This window comes from Hymenobacter fastidiosus, assembly GCF_039539565.1.
In the GTDB taxonomy this organism is placed as follows: Bacteria; Bacteroidota; Bacteroidia; order Cytophagales; family Hymenobacteraceae; genus Hymenobacter; species Hymenobacter fastidiosus.
The window spans coordinates 1-13,856 of record NZ_BAABDJ010000017.1 but is presented as its reverse complement, the minus strand read 5'-3'; the positions used below and the strand labels follow the sequence as shown (position 1 = coordinate 13,856).

Here is a 13,856-nt window from a genome sequence, read left to right as displayed (position 1 = left end):
AGTGCGTAACATCAGCATATAACTGGGTTGGAGCTACCGCATTTGCGCCCCGGGGCGGGAAAAAGCCGGATGATTTGGGATATTTTTGACAAATTTAAGCAGTTAAAAACCGTGTGCTGTATTATGGCCTGCCTGCGGGCCGACAATAGTCCGCTTACCTATCCGCCTGATGTCTGTTCGTCCTGTTCCTCCTGTTCGTCCTGTTGCTCCGGCTGCTCCCGCGGCGGAAGCGCCTGCGGCTTCCCCCCCGGATTTTTACCGGGCCCTTTTTGAAGAGGGCTACGATGCTATACTCCTCTATACCGAGCAAGGTACGCTGGTCGACTGCAATCTGACGGCCCTGCGCCTGCTCGATACCACGCGCGAGCTGCTGCTGGGCACCGGCCTGATGGCGTTTGCGCTGCCGCCCACCGACGAGCGGCAGGATCATTGGCTGTCGGAGCCGATGCTCCACGAGGCCATTCTGACCACGGCCCGTACGGGGGAGAAATTCTCCCGCTGGTGGTATGGTCAGCGCCCGGACCACCAGGCCGTGGATGGCTGGGTGACGCTGCACCGCGTGATGCTGCCCGAGGGCCTGGTCCGGGTGCAGCTGACCCTGCGCGACGTGACCAAAGGCTACCGGCGCCACGAAACCGTGACCCAGCAGCAGGTGATGGACCGCGGGCAGCAGCAGCTGCGCGACCTGCTCAGCCGCACCAACCTGAGCTACGTGCTGGTCAACCGGGAAGGCGTAATTGGGGACGTCAACGACTTCTTTCTCAACTATACCGAATACAGCCGGGAAGAAGTACTGGGGCAGCCGTACCATCAGCTCTTTGCCCCGCCGGCCGAAAAGAACCGGCTCCGCCAGGAATTCAGAAAGTGGGTCCGCACCGAAAAGCTGCAGGATTTTTACGAGCGGGCCCTGATTACCAAATCAGGCCAGGAACGGATGGTGAACTGGCACGCCGAATTTGCCCGCGACTTCGACGGCAACATCGTGGGGGTGCTGGTCGTCGGCCGCGACTTTACGGAGCGCCACCTCGCGGCCCGGGCCCTGACCGACAACCGCACCCGCCTGCAGGATTTCCTCGACAATGCCCACGACCTGATTCAGAACCTGAGCGTTGACAACCGCTTCCTGTTCGTGAACAAGGCCTGGAAGGAGAAGCTGGGCTACGACGACGACGACCTGCCCTACCTGACTCTGGGCGACGTGGTGCACCCTTACTACAAGGCCAAGCTGCTCTACCAGCTGCGCAACCTCTACAAGGGCGAGAAGGTGAACAAGCTCGAAACCGTGTTTCTGACCAAAACCGGCAAGCCCGTGCACCTGATCGGCTCTATCAGCTGTTCCTGGCAGGACGATGAGCCGGTGAGCACCCGTGCCATTCTGCACGACATCACCGACCGCATCAAGGCCGAGCGCCTGCAGAAGGTGTACTACAGCATTGCCAACCTGGCCATCAGCTCCAAGGATCTGCACTCGCTCTACGGCGCCATTCACCGGGAGCTGAGCAAGATCATTGAAACCAATAACTTTTTCATTGCCCTCTGCGACGACGAGCGCACCCAGCTGCAGTTTGCCTACTTCGTGGACCAGAACACCCAGGGGGAGCAGGGCCTGGTGTCGCGGCCGTTCTCGTCGGGTGTATCGGAATATATTATCCGCACCGGCCGGCCCCAGTTTCTGCTGCGCCCCGAGCTGGAGGAGCTCATCAATAATGGCACCATCACGGCCTATGGGCTGATGCCGGAAGTGATGCTCTGCTCACCGCTCAGCATTGGGGAACGAATTATCGGGGTGATTACGGTGCAGGACTACCACCGCGCCGACGCCTACGCCGTTGGCGACATCGAGATTCTGCACTTCATCTCCAACCAGGTGGCGCTGGCCATTGAGCGTAAGCGCAACGAGGTGCAGATTCAGAAGCAGAACGCCCGGCTGAACGCCATTTTTGAAAGCGGCTCCCACCTGATGTGGTCCGTCGACACGCACTCGCGCCTGACCTCCTTCAACCGCAACTACTCGGCCTACTTCCTGCGCCGTAACGGCGTGTACCCCACCCTGAACGTGAACCTCTGGCAGGCCGATCTGGGCATGATGGAGGAAGATGCCCGCGAGGCTTTCGTGGAGAACTACCGCAAAGCCTTCCAGGGGCAGCCCCAGCGCTTCGAGGTGCGCCTGCGCGACTCGCGCAGCCAGGATACCTGGCGCGAAATCTACCTCAACCCCATTTACCTCGACGACGGCTCGTTCGAGGAAATTTCGGGCATGGCCCACGACATCACCGAAAAAAAACGCTCCCAGCTGGAGCTGGCGGCCCAGGAAGAGAAGTTCCGCGCCATCTTCGAGTCGTTTCAGGACGTGTACTACCGCACCGACGGCCGGGGCGTGCTTACCCTGGTGAGCCCCTCGGTGCTGGACATGCTGGGCTATACCCCGGAGGAAGTTACCGGCACACCTATTTCCGACTACTACATCAACCCCTGGGAGCGCGAAAACTTGCTCGGCAGCGTGCGGCTGCACGGCGAGGCCCGCAACTACGAAATTGCCATGCGCCACAAGGACGGCCACGCGGTGAGCGTGCTGGTAAACGCGCGCATGGTGCAGGATGGCCCCAGCGGTACCGAAGGTATCGGGCGCGACATCACCGAGCTTAAGCAGATGCAGGACGACCTGCGCCGGGCCAAGGACGAGGCGGAAGCGGCCCTGCACGCCAAAACGCAGTTCCTGGCCAACATGAGCCACGAGCTGCGCACGCCCATGAACGGCATCATCGGCATGATTGATCTGCTGCACCAGACCGTGTCGAGCGAGGAGCAGGAAGACTACGTGGATACCCTGCGCAAGTCCAGTGATGCGCTGCTGGCCATTCTGAACGACATCCTGGACCTCTCGAAGATCCAGGCCGGCAAGCTCCAGCTCAGCGAAACGGGCATCGACCTGCACTACACCCTGGAGAAGATCCACTCGCTGTTTGCCAACCGCGCCAACCAGAAAAAGCTCAAGTTCACCTACCACATCACGCCCCATACCCCGCGCTTCATCATCACCGACGAAACCCGTCTGCTGCAGATTTTGTCGAACCTGGCGTCCAACGCCATTAAGTTTACCGCGGCCGGTACGGTGAGTATCGTTGTGTCGTCGGTTTCGACCGACGGAATAGAGCACATGCTGCGCTTCGCGGTGCAGGACTCGGGCATCGGCATTTCGGCCGCCAACGAGAAGCTGCTGTTCACCAACTTCACCCAGCTCGACACCACGCCCACCAAGTCGTTCGGCGGCACCGGGCTGGGGCTGGCCATCAGCAAGCAGCTGGCGGAGCTGCTGGGCGGGGAAATCGGCATTTTCTCCAACGAGGGCGACGGCTCCACGTTCTGGTTCACCATGCGCTGCCGCCTGGCGCCCAACCCCGAGGAAATCGTGCAGGAGCGCCAGGCCTCGCGGGAGCGGAGCCTGGAAGTGGTGCGCTTCGAGTCGGCCCCGCGGGTGCTGCTCGTCGACGACAACCCCATCAACCAGAAAGTAGCGACCCGCCTGCTCGACAAGCTGGGCTGCCAGATCGACGTGGCCGGCGACGGGTTCGAGGCCATCAGCAAAGCCACCGAGCCAGAGGCGCACTACGAGCTGATCTTCATGGACATTCAGATGCCGGAGATGGATGGGGTGACGGCCATGCACGAAATCCGGCGGCGGCTGGGCCGGCAATGCCCGCCCATCGTAGCCATGACGGCCTACTCCATGAAGGAAGACGCCGAGCGGTTCGTGCAGCAGGGCATGGACGACTACGTGTCGAAGCCCGTTAAGTCGCAGGCCCTGTACACGGTGCTGCGGCGCTGGACCGGGGCCACCGAGCGGCTGACCACCCTGAACCTGACGCCCGCCGCCGAGCCCGGGCCGCCGGCGGAGCCGCCGGCTGTGCCACTCGCCCCCCCGGAAACCGCCGGGCCGGCGGCGGCGGGGCTCATCGACCCCGATATTCTGGAGCAGCTCCGGCAGCTGGGCGGCGCGGAGTTTGCGGCCCAGCTCTACGTCGATTTTGAGCACGAGGCCCGTCAGCTGCTCGACGAAGCCCAGGCGCTGGTGCAGGCCGGGCAATACGAGCAGATTTTACCCCATCTGCACCAACTCAAAGGAACCGGATTTACCTTGGGGCTGAATCCGCTGGCTGAGTGCGCCCAACAGTTGGAGCACGACCTCAAAAAAGGCCACGTTCACCACGCGGCCGCGAACTTTCAAACTCTGCGGCGTTACTTTACGCAGTTCACGGCCGTATACCCCACCATCACCAGCGCCACCTGATTTTCTGCTACCTTCCCGGCAGGCCTTTCCTCTCATTCTGACCCCCACAAACTTCCCTTCCCATGGCTGATTCTAAAACGATTCTGATTGCCGAGGATAGCTCCGTTATTCTGAACCTGACCAAGAAAATTCTGGAGCTCCAACAATACCGTATTGTCTCGGCTAAAAACGGGGGCGAAGTCATCAAGCAGATCGAAAGCCAGCCGATCGACTGCGTGCTGATGGACATCAACATTCCGGTGAAAGATGGCATGGAATGCACCCGCGAAATCCGCCGCCACCCCGATGCGCGCATCGCCCAGATTCCGATTATCGCCATCACCGGCAACGCCAACAACTACTCCATGGAGCAGTTCCGCGAAGCCGGCGTGACCGACTACCTGCCCAAGCCCCTCGACTTCGACGCCCTGGTGCGCGTGGTAAAGCAGTACGTGGGGTAAGGGAATTAATAATTGATAATTAGTAATTAAGAATTGGGGTATCACCTCTCTTCTCCGCTGGTGTGAGCAATTATTAATTCTCAATTACTAATTACTAATTCAAACGCAGTGCAGATAACTTTCCTCGGCACCGGCACGTCGCAGGGCGTGCCCATGATTGGCTGCCAGTGCCCCGTGTGCCGCTCCGTGGACTACCGCGACAAGCGCCTGCGGGTGTCGGTGCATATGCAGGTGCAGGGTAAAAGCCTCATCATCGACTCCGGGCCGGACTTTCGCCAGCAGGTGCTGCGCGAACGGATCGACCACCTCGATGCCCTGATCTTCACCCACGAGCACAAGGACCACACGGCGGGCCTGGACGACATCCGGGCCTACAACTTCCGGCAACGGCAGGATATGCCCGTGCACGCCGAGCCGCGGGTCCTGGACCAGCTACGGCGCGAGTACGCCTACATCTTCGCCGAGCAGAAGTACCCGGGCGTGCCCAAGGTGCAGACGATGCCCATTCTCAGCGACACGGACGTGTTTCTGGTTGAGGGCGTGGCCGTGCAGCCCATCCGGGCCCTGCACTATAAGCTGCCGGTGCTGGGCTTCCGCATCGGCAACTTCACCTACATCACCGACGCCAACTACCTGTCGCCGGAGTCGCTGGAGCTGGTGCGGGGCTCGGAAATAGTAGTGCTGAACGCCCTGCGCCACGAGCAGCACATTTCGCACTTCTCGCTGCAGGAAGCCGTGGACATTCTGACCGATCTGGCCCCGCGCCGCGCCTACCTCACCCACATCGGCCACCAGCTGGGCCGGCACCGGGAGGTAGAAGCCACGCTGCCGGACTTCGTGCGCCTGGCCTACGACGGGCTACGGGTGACGGTGGCGTGAATCGGGCCTAATTTCCGTTGGGCTTGGTCACGCGCAGCGTGACGGAGAAATCGTGCCGGGCCGGGTTGCACTTAAGCATTTTCCACTTCACGTAGTAGAGCACGTAGCGCCGCCCATTTGCCCGCACGCTGGTCGTGTCAATCCAGTTGGGAGTGCCGGCGGCGGGGCGGTTCGCGGGCAGGGCTATCTGCTGGCTCTGCCCGGCCGCGTCGGTCACGCGCAGGCGGGGAAACACGTTGGTGCCTACCGCGCAGACTAAGGAAGAATTGTCGCTGCACGCGCCGGCGGGGCAATAGGTGTACTGTACCTCGGCCAGCGCCACTTGCAGCTCCGGGTTCGGCGCGGTGGGAATCTGCGCGAGCTGCTGGTAGGTCAGGCTGAAGTCCTGGTTGAAAGCCACGGTAACCGGGGCCGGTACTACGTAGGCTTCATCTTCTTTCTCGTCCTTCTGGCAGGCCGCCAGACTCAGACCCAGAGTGGCCAGTAACAGGTAATTTTTCATGGTATAGCTGGTTAGGGAAACTCGTTAATTGGCGGCGGCTTTGGTTACGCGCAGGGTTACGGACACGTCTTTCTTCCCGGCCTGCTCCCGACGGCTACCCGTGTTCCATTTGGTGTAGTAGAGCACGTAGCGCTGGCCATTGGCTTTTACGCTGGTCGTATCAATCCAGGCCGGCGTATATTCCCGGCTGGCATTCGCCGTCAGCTTTACCTGCTGCACGCGGCCCTGGGCATCGGTCACGCTCAGCGTGGGAGCAACGAAGCTGGTCACGAAACAACATAGCACGTCTTTGGGGCAGAAAAAATAGTCCAGGTCCGTTACTTCAACCGTCAGCTCCGGCTGGGTTGCCGCGGGCAGCCGGGCGGCCTGCTGGTAGTGCAGGCTGAATTCCGCGTTGAAGGCCGCCACGACTGCCGCGGGGGCCACGTCATTTTCTTCGTCCGTTTTCTGGCAGGCCAGCAGACTCAGTCCGGATACCGTCAGGAGGAGGCATTTTTTCAGCATGGCTACTGCGTTGGAGAATGGTGAATAGGATAAGATGCCCAAGCGTAGTTGGGAGAGCCGTCGGAACAGCGCCATGGTTGCAACCCGCGCAGTAATTTTTCTCTTCTACCTTCAGCCGGCCGGAAAGCCTGCCGGCCGTCGTTTCCCGCCATCCCGAATAGCAGGCGTTTGTTTCCCTGATTCATGCACAACAACTATTACTTCCTGCGCCAGCTGGCCCCGGCCCTCACCCAGACGCTGGCCGGCTTTCGGGTGGCGGCGTGCTTTTCGCAGGAAAAAGACGAGCTGATCATCGGCCTGGTGAAGGACGAAGCCGAGTTCTGGCTGAAGGCCCAGCTCTCGGCGGCCTTCGCGGTGCTGGCCCTGCCCGAAACCTTCAACCGCGCCCGCGCCAACTCTGTGGACCTGCTGCCCGAGCTGCTGGGCAAAGTGGTGATGCGGGCCAGCGTCTTTCTCCATGACCGGGTACTGCAGCTGCATTTTCAGGGCGACGCGACGCTGCTGTTCAAGCTCTACGGCCCGCGCCCGAACGTCGTTTTCCGCCCCGGCCCCAACGCCCCGGCCCAGCTTTTCCACCAGCGCTACCTGGCCGATGCCGACCTGGTTTCCGCTCCTCCCGCCCCGGCCCCCGACCCGGCTTATCCGCTGCGCCAGTACCCGGCCCTGGGTGACGTGCCCCCGCGCTACCTGCGCGCCCAGGGCTACGACCAGGCCGATGCCGCCACCCGCCAGCAGCTGGTGCACGACGTGGTGGCGCAGCTCGAAAACCCGGCTCACTTCTACCTCACCGCCCTCGAAGGCAAAAGCCGGCTGACCTTGCTCCCGCTGGGCGACATCGAGCAGACGCTGCCGCCCGACCCGGTGGCCGCGCTGCGCCTGTTCGTGCGCCTTATCCTGGGCCGCCGCGCCTACGAGGCCGAGCTGCGGCAGGTGAAGCAGGGGCTCGAAAAGCGCGCCGACGAAGCTACCTTCAGCGCCGCCCAGTCGCGCAGCCGGCTCTACGCCCTGGAGCACACCGTAGGCTACCGCCAGACCGCCGACCTGATTATGGCCAACCTGAGCCATATCCTGCCCGGCGCGGCCTCCGTCGAAGTCCTCGATTTCTACCAGGACGACCAGCCGCGCGTCATCAAGCTCAAGCCCACCGAAACGCCCCAGCGCACGGCCCAGAACCTGTACCGCAAGGCCAAAAACCAGCAGATCGAAACCAAAGAGCTGCTCGAGCGCAGTGAGCGGCGCGAAGCGGAGGCGTTCTGGTGCCTGGAGCGCCTCGAAGAGCTGGCCGCCATCACCGAGCTGCGGACCCTGCGGGCCTGGCGCAAAACCCACGACCTGCTGCCGGCCACCAAGGCCACCGAAGCCGCCGAGCTGCCCTTCAAGGTCTTTACCGATTCCGGCTTCACCATCCTGGTCGGGCGCAACGCCCAGAACAACGACCTGCTCACTCAGCGCTACGCCCACAAAGACGACCTCTGGCTACACGCCAAGGACGTGACCGGCTCCCACGTCGTGATAAAGCACAAGGCCGGGCAGCCCATTCCCGAACCCGTAGTGGAGCGGGCCGCCCAGCTGGCCGCCTGGTATTCGCGCCGCAAGAACGACTCGCTCTGCCCCGTTACCGTGACGCCCAAGAAGTTCGTGCGCAAGCGCAAAGGCGCCATTGCCGGGCAGGTGGTGGTGGAGCGGGAAAAAGTGGTGCTGGTAGTTCCCAACAACCCGTTTGAGCGGGTGGGTTAGGCCTTGGGGCCACCGCGGTAAAAGCAGAAACCCGCTTCAGCTGCGCTGAAGCGGGTTTCTCGTCGTTGTGCGCGCGGGGAGATTCGAACTCCCACACCCGAAGGCACCACCCCCTCAAGATGGCGTGTCTACCAGTTTCACCACGTGCGCGACTGATCCAAAAACACTCTACTCCAAACAGAAGCCGCTGCTCCCGTACTTCACTAAGGCGGTGAAGTGGGGACAAAAGTAGCCGGTTATGCCAAGCGGTGCAAGCCCGGACGCTTTTTTTTACCGCCGGGCGGCAGCCGTCACCCGCTGTTTTCCGGCTTTGTCGCTGGTAATCAGAAATCCATGCCCCGGAAACCCGAGGGGCGGCAGGGGTTTAATTTTCACCAAACCCTTTTCTCCTCCCCTGATTCCTCCTGTTTTCAACCTTTCCCCAACTGAAACCCACGTTTCCGGCGGACCGCCGGCCCTACAAAAATGCAAAGGCCCCCTTTACTCCGTTGATTTGGCAGCCGAAAAAAACCCGCCATCGGGTAGACGGCGGGCTTTACTAAGCGCTGAAGTTGATTAGTTAGCGCGAACCAGAGGCGTGTCGACCACGTGCTCCGACACGAACCAGACCTGCATTTCGTTGGTGCGCATCACCTGACTCACTACCAGATCGTTGGTGCCGTCATCACCGCTTTCGTCGGCACGCTTGGCAAAATCGTGGCAGTTCTTGAGCATGATCTGGTGGGCCTCCAGCAGGCGCGACACCTGAATGGGCGCTTCTTCCCGGTCCCTGGGCGGCCGCGGAATAGTGGTCAGCTCGGCCACGTCGGCAGCCATGGCAATGGCGACGCCGCCCAGGATCTGGATGCGCTCGGCAATGGTATCGACCAGCTCGCTCTGCTCCTCATAGTGCTTGTCGTAGAGCAGGTGAAGCTGGTAGAACGTAGGGCCGACCACCTGCCAATGGTGCTTTTTGTAGAGGTCGCGCAGGGTAATAGTATCGGCCAGCATCTGGTTGAGCATGGTGGCGCTGTCCAGGCGAACCGAATCGGCCAGGCCGATGGGCAGGCGCTGCGACACGGTGCCGTATTTCTGCAGGGCCGCCGGGGCGTGGGTCTGCTGGTTCATCACCGGCTGCACGCTTACGCGGGCCGTGCCGTTGGCAGAAGGGGCGCTCTGGCTGGCTGGGGCAGCTTTCCGGGGAGCAGCAGCTTTGGCGGCGGGTTTCTTGGTGGGGTCTTTGGTAGCCATAAGGTTGGAATGCTGAAAAGGAGCGGGTATGGGCGAAGGCGGGTTACGCTTTGCTGGTTGCTTTACGCATGAAATCCGGGGAGGTTTGCCCGCCTGGAAAGTAGCCGCCGGTTGGAAAGCGGGCCCGACCGCGCCCTCGGCCAGCGGCAGCCTGCTTGTACTACAATACCTTCGGGGCAATGTTTCGCCCGGGCCAGCCGGACTGGCCGGGACTTTGGGGCGGAATTTTGGTTACGCTCAGGCGGTCGGCTGGCCGCCCGGCATTTCGCCCGCAATGCCCGTACTTAACTCCTGATTTTACCCGTTTCCGCCCATGCACCCGCACGTCTACCCCCACCCCGAAGACCACCTGACCAGCTCGGCCATGCTCCAGAACATCGTCATCGGCCTGTCCGATGGGCTCACCGTGCCCTTTGCCCTGGCGGCGGGGCTGAGCGGGGCCGTCGATTCGTCGGCGCTGGTAATTACGGCGGGGCTGGCCGAGATTGTGGCGGGCTCCATTGCCATGGGCCTGGGCGGCTACCTGGCCGGCCGCACCGAGGTGGAGCACTATGCCGCCGAGCTGGCCCGGGAGCACCGCGAAGTGCAGCACGTGCCGGAGGTGGAACGGGCCGAAGTGCGCGACCTGCTGGCCGAAATCGGGCTGTCGGCCGCTACCCGCGAGCTGGCCGTACGGGAGCTGACCACCGACCCGGAGCAGTGGGTACGCTTCATGATGAAATATGAGCTGGGCCTGGAAAAGCCCGACCCCCGGCAGGCCCCCAAGAGTGCCGCCACCATCAGCCTGGCCTACGCCGTGGGCGGGCTGATTCCGCTGAGCGCCTACTTCTTCACGGCCACGCCCACCGAAGGGCTGCTATGGTCGGCCATGATTACGCTGGTGTGTCTGCTGCTGTTCGGCTACCTCAAAAGCCGGCTGATCGGCCAGCCCCCCCTGATGGGCGCGCTCAAAATGGCCGGTATCGGGGCCCTGGCCGCCGGCGCCGCCTTCGTCGTCGCCCGCCTCATTAGCAATTAACAATGAGCAATGAGCAATGAAGCTACGCCCTTCTCCCCGAGCGGGGTTGCCCGTATTGCCCCTTTCCCATCGTCACCGTACAACTCCCCGCCCAGCCCTACTTGCTCATTGTTAATTGCTCATTGCTCATTGCTCATTGTTAATTGTTAATTATTCATTGCAGACATGGCTTTTCCCTTCTTCGGCGACGACAAATCGAAAATAGCGCAGATGCTGGCGACTCTGCCCCAGCAGGGCCGGGTGGAGTGGATCGGCATTCGGCCCGTCCGCCGGGAGCCGCTGGTCAGCCTGCCCGAAGTGGCAGTGCTGACCGACCGCCACCTGGCCGGCGACCACGCCCGCCCCAAGCCGGGCGGCAAGCGGCAGGTGACGCTGGTGCAGCACGAGCACCTGGCCGCCGTAGCCGGCTACCTCGGCCTGACCGAACCCGTGGCACCCGGCCGCCTGCGCCGCAATCTGGTGGTGAGCGGGCTGAACCTGCTGGCGCTGAAAAACCGGCGGGTGCAGCTCGGCGACGAGGTAATCCTGGAAATCACGGGTGAGTGCCACCCCTGCTCCCGCATGGAGGAAGAGCTGGGCCCCGGCGGCTACAACGCCATGCGCGGCCACGGCGGCCTCACGGCCCACATTGTGCGGGGCGGCGTGCTGCGCGTGGGCGACGTAGTGCGGGTGCTGGCGGCGGTGCCGGCAGTCCCGGCCGGAGCATAGCGTGGGGTCGGGGTCACTATTCGCTGGTGGCCCGGGGAAAGTCGTGGCGCGACCATTCGCTCCAGGAACCGACGTAGAGCTTCGGCACGCCCAGGCCGGCCTGGGCGAAAGCTAGCAGCGTGTGGCAGGCCGTGACCCCGGAGCCGCAGTGCACGATAACCTGCTCCGGTGCCCGCGTCCCCACCACGGCCGCATACTTTTCGCGCAGGGCCGCCGGAGGCAGAAACTGCCCGGCCGCGTCGAGGTTGGTGCTGAAGGGGACGTTCACCGCGCCCGGAATATGGCCGGCCACCAGGTCGATCGGCTCCGCCTCGCCCCGGTAGCGGAAGGCCTCGCGCACGTCGATAATCAGGCTATGGCCGGTTTTGGAAGCGTGTTGCACCTCAGCCGTAGGGGCTGTGGGCAGCTGCCATTCCCCGACCGGATAGGGGGCTACCGGCTGGGACACGACCACCCCGGCGCTGATCCCGAAGCCCGCCGTCAAAGCCGCCGGCAGTCCCCCGTCCAGTACCTGCACCGCCGCGTGGCCGGCGCTACGCAGCATCCACCAGAAGCGGGCGGCCGCGTTAGCCCCGTTTTTATCGTCGTAGACCACCACCCGCGTAGTGGGGCCGATGCCGAGCTGGCCCAACAGGCGAGCAAATTCGGCCAAGGGTGGCAGCGGGTGGCGGCCGCCGTGGGCGGCATTGGCGGTGGGGCGGGCCAGGTCCGTTTCCAGATCCACGAACTGCGCCCCCGGCAGGTGGCCGGCCTGGTAGCGCGAGCGGGCTTCGGGACCGGAGCGGGCATCAATCACTACCACGGATTCGGTGGCCTGGCGGTGGCGGAGTTCGGGGGCGGTTAGTACGGGCAGCATGGGCTTCAGCATAAGTGGCGTGATGGCCCCCGAATCAGGCGGGGCCGGTAAGGCGGGGACAAGATAGGATGCCGCCGCCAGCCGGAGCACCCGCGGCCCGGCTTTGGCCCATCAGCTCCGTTTTAGTCCTGCTGGGAGGGCATGAGCTCGGAGCCCGCCGGCGCGGCGCGCCGCGCCAGGCGGTAGACCACGGCCAGCACCACGTTGTTTTTCAGCGCCGTCCCCTGGGGTTGCAGCTGGCCGTTACGGATGGCCGCCGGGCTGTAGTTGGCCTGGTTCAACCACCCGACCTGTACGGTGAAATGGGAATTGAACTGGTAACCCACCCCGGCGTAGACGCGGTTGCGCTCCAGCACCGGCCCCCGGGGATTAAGGAAGATTTCGTCGTAGACGGACAGGAAAACCGTGTTGGTGGTGATGGTTGACTTGTTCAGGGGCAGAAACGCGTTCAGCCGGTAGCGCAAGCGGTTACGGGTGCTGCTGCTGGCGTTGGGATAGGAAAACCAGCGCTGCTCCACCCGGTAGCGGTGCTCGACGCGCAGCCGCTTCATGTACTGGCTCAGCACCAGCTGCAGCCACAGGCGCTGCTCCACGCTCCGCGGCCCGGGGTCGGCGAAGGTGGCGTAGCGGCCTCCGCCCAGCAGCCCCGTGAAGTTCCGGTCGAGGTCATAGCTCACGCCCCCTTTCAGCTCCTGGTAGAAGTACCGGCGCAACACCCCGTCGGTGCGGGCCTGGGCCTCAGCAAAGCCCCCCCATTTCTGCGTAGAGCTCCCCGGCAGCTGCACCGTGCCAATCAGCCAGCTACCCCAGGGGCCGGGGGTCTGGGCCGAAGCGGTGGGGCAGCCGATGCCCAGCAACGCCAGAAAAACGCCGTACCCAAGCAACACTTTAGTCATCGGCAAACAGGGGGTTAGGGCGGCGAAGGTAGGCGCAGAAACTGGTTTTTTTCCAGGCCCCATAAGCTCCCGGGGCCAGGCGCCGCCCTAAAAACAACCACCTACCCCGCAGGCCGGAGCGGTTGCTCAGGGGGAGGGCAGTCGTGGTCGGGTTCAGCAGCTGTGTGAAGCAGCCGGTTCTGAAGGATAGAACCAGACAGCAGACTCCTCAGCAGCCCGGGCTGCCGGGGAAACCAAAAAATATTCTGCTCCGGAATTCCGGCTGCGCGATACCGGCCTGTCGGCTTCGGCTAACCAGGTTGCAGATCAGACCGGCGACGAACCGCGGCTGCTACCAGGCGGCGCAGTGCGTCGCTCCGGCAGGCATCGGGAAAGCCCTGCCCTGCTCATTTGGATCGACTGTATCCCCTCCGCACAACCAGGCCGGACAGACCGTTTAGGCACGGTAAAATCAGCTTCTCCGCTCTGAGTACTGCGTAGGTAGCGGAGTAGAGTCCGGGGTGGCCGGGGCTGAGCCGCAACCCTGCTGAGTGCTACCGGGCCGCTGGCCTTCCCTGAGCTAAGCCGACCCTCGGGCCGCTGCGGCTGGCCGGCACCGGCCGAATACCGACGCGCCCCTAATCCCTTACTAACCAGACTAGAGCCTGTTATGCACTGGAGAGCGGTTTGACGTGTCGGGCAAGCACAATGCCCAGAAAAACGAGGAAATGAAGTTGTTGCAAGCTATACCCATCACGAAGCAGGTTGCGAATCGATAATATGAAATTTTAGGGTTAGCAGGGACATGAGTTCTGTGCC

The 13,856-nt window shown here is 63.0% G+C and carries 11 protein-coding genes and 1 tRNA gene; 6 read left to right on the top strand and 6 right to left on the bottom strand.

What is annotated here, in order from left to right; all coding sequences use genetic code 11:
- Nucleotides 1-169: 169 nt before the first annotated feature.
- The 3 genes from ABD833_RS10260 (at nt 170) to ABD833_RS10250 (ending at nt 5,607) form a co-directional block, all read left to right on the top strand.
- A complete protein-coding gene (locus ABD833_RS10260) occupies nt 170-4,288 on the top strand; it encodes a PAS domain S-box protein (protein WP_345072785.1) in 4,119 nt (1,372 codons plus the stop codon).
- A 62-nt stretch (nt 4,289-4,350) separates the two neighbouring features.
- Nucleotides 4,351-4,728, top strand: a complete 378-nt coding sequence (locus ABD833_RS10255) for a response regulator (RefSeq protein ID WP_345072784.1) — start codon at nt 4,351-4,353, stop codon at nt 4,726-4,728.
- A gap of 108 nt (nt 4,729-4,836) precedes the next feature.
- Nucleotides 4,837-5,607, top strand: coding sequence for an MBL fold metallo-hydrolase (locus ABD833_RS10250; protein ID WP_345072782.1), 771 nt, complete (start codon nt 4,837-4,839; stop codon nt 5,605-5,607).
- 7 nt (nt 5,608-5,614) lie between these two features.
- Here ABD833_RS10250 and ABD833_RS10245 read toward each other — a convergent pair whose 3' ends face one another.
- Both ABD833_RS10245 and ABD833_RS10240 read right to left on the bottom strand, forming a co-directional pair.
- Nucleotides 5,615-6,109 (bottom strand): hypothetical protein, encoded by a 495-nt coding sequence (locus ABD833_RS10245; protein WP_345072780.1) that lies wholly within the window; start codon nt 6,107-6,109, stop codon nt 5,615-5,617.
- A gap of 24 nt (nt 6,110-6,133) precedes the next feature.
- Entirely contained in the window at nt 6,134-6,613 is a 480-nt protein-coding gene (locus tag ABD833_RS10240; RefSeq protein ID WP_345072779.1) for a hypothetical protein, read from the bottom strand.
- A gap of 183 nt (nt 6,614-6,796) precedes the next feature.
- Here ABD833_RS10240 and ABD833_RS10235 point away from each other — a divergent pair, with 183 nt between their 5' ends.
- A complete protein-coding gene (locus tag ABD833_RS10235) occupies nt 6,797-8,350 on the top strand; it encodes an NFACT RNA binding domain-containing protein (RefSeq protein ID WP_345072778.1) in 1,554 nt (517 codons plus the stop codon).
- Nucleotides 8,351-8,418: 68 nt separating this feature from the next.
- On the opposite strand, the gene ABD833_RS10230 is transcribed toward ABD833_RS10235, so the two are convergent.
- Nucleotides 8,419-8,500 (bottom strand) — tRNA-Leu (locus ABD833_RS10230).
- Between the two features lie 405 nt (nt 8,501-8,905).
- Nucleotides 8,906-9,580 carry a Dps family protein gene (locus ABD833_RS10225; protein ID WP_345072776.1) on the bottom strand — a complete coding sequence of 225 codons (675 nt, stop codon included), beginning with the start codon at nt 9,578-9,580 and terminating at the stop codon, nt 8,906-8,908.
- A gap of 313 nt (nt 9,581-9,893) precedes the next feature.
- Between ABD833_RS10225 and ABD833_RS10220 the strand changes: the two genes are divergently transcribed.
- Entirely contained in the window at nt 9,894-10,598 is a 705-nt protein-coding gene (locus tag ABD833_RS10220; protein WP_345072774.1) for a VIT1/CCC1 transporter family protein, read from the top strand.
- Between the two features lie 165 nt (nt 10,599-10,763).
- Nucleotides 10,764-11,306, top strand: a complete 543-nt coding sequence (locus tag ABD833_RS10215; protein WP_345072773.1) for an MOSC domain-containing protein — start codon at nt 10,764-10,766, stop codon at nt 11,304-11,306.
- 16 nt (nt 11,307-11,322) lie between these two features.
- Here the strand turns inward: ABD833_RS10215 and ABD833_RS10210 are convergent, their stop codons facing one another.
- Both ABD833_RS10210 and ABD833_RS10205 read right to left on the bottom strand, forming a co-directional pair.
- On the bottom strand, nt 11,323-12,162 hold the full coding sequence (locus ABD833_RS10210; RefSeq protein WP_345072772.1) for a sulfurtransferase: 840 nt from the start codon (nt 12,160-12,162) through the stop codon (nt 11,323-11,325).
- 122 nt (nt 12,163-12,284) lie between these two features.
- Nucleotides 12,285-13,058, bottom strand: a complete 774-nt coding sequence (locus ABD833_RS10205; protein ID WP_345072771.1) for a DUF2490 domain-containing protein — start codon at nt 13,056-13,058, stop codon at nt 12,285-12,287.
- Nucleotides 13,059-13,856 lie beyond the last annotated feature (798 nt).

Excerpts from the sequence above, each read along its gene's own strand:
- ABD833_RS10260 (WP_345072785.1), top strand. The coding sequence starts at position 170 with ATGTCTGTTCGTCCTGTTCCTCCTGTTCGTCCTGTTGCTCCGGCTGCT.
- ABD833_RS10255 (WP_345072784.1), top strand. The coding sequence starts at position 4,351 with ATGGCTGATTCTAAAACGATTCTGATTGCCGAGGATAGCTCCGTTATT.
- ABD833_RS10245 (WP_345072780.1), bottom strand. The coding sequence starts at position 6,109 with ATGAAAAATTACCTGTTACTGGCCACTCTGGGTCTGAGTCTGGCGGCC.
- ABD833_RS10240 (WP_345072779.1), bottom strand. The coding sequence starts at position 6,613 with ATGCTGAAAAAATGCCTCCTCCTGACGGTATCCGGACTGAGTCTGCTG.
- ABD833_RS10235 (WP_345072778.1), top strand. The coding sequence starts at position 6,797 with ATGCACAACAACTATTACTTCCTGCGCCAGCTGGCCCCGGCCCTCACC.
- ABD833_RS10225 (WP_345072776.1), bottom strand. The coding sequence starts at position 9,580 with ATGGCTACCAAAGACCCCACCAAGAAACCCGCCGCCAAAGCTGCTGCT.
- ABD833_RS10220 (WP_345072774.1), top strand. The coding sequence starts at position 9,894 with ATGCACCCGCACGTCTACCCCCACCCCGAAGACCACCTGACCAGCTCG.
- ABD833_RS10215 (WP_345072773.1), top strand. The coding sequence starts at position 10,764 with ATGGCTTTTCCCTTCTTCGGCGACGACAAATCGAAAATAGCGCAGATG.
- ABD833_RS10210 (WP_345072772.1), bottom strand. The coding sequence starts at position 12,162 with ATGCTGCCCGTACTAACCGCCCCCGAACTCCGCCACCGCCAGGCCACC.
- ABD833_RS10205 (WP_345072771.1), bottom strand. The coding sequence starts at position 13,058 with ATGACTAAAGTGTTGCTTGGGTACGGCGTTTTTCTGGCGTTGCTGGGC.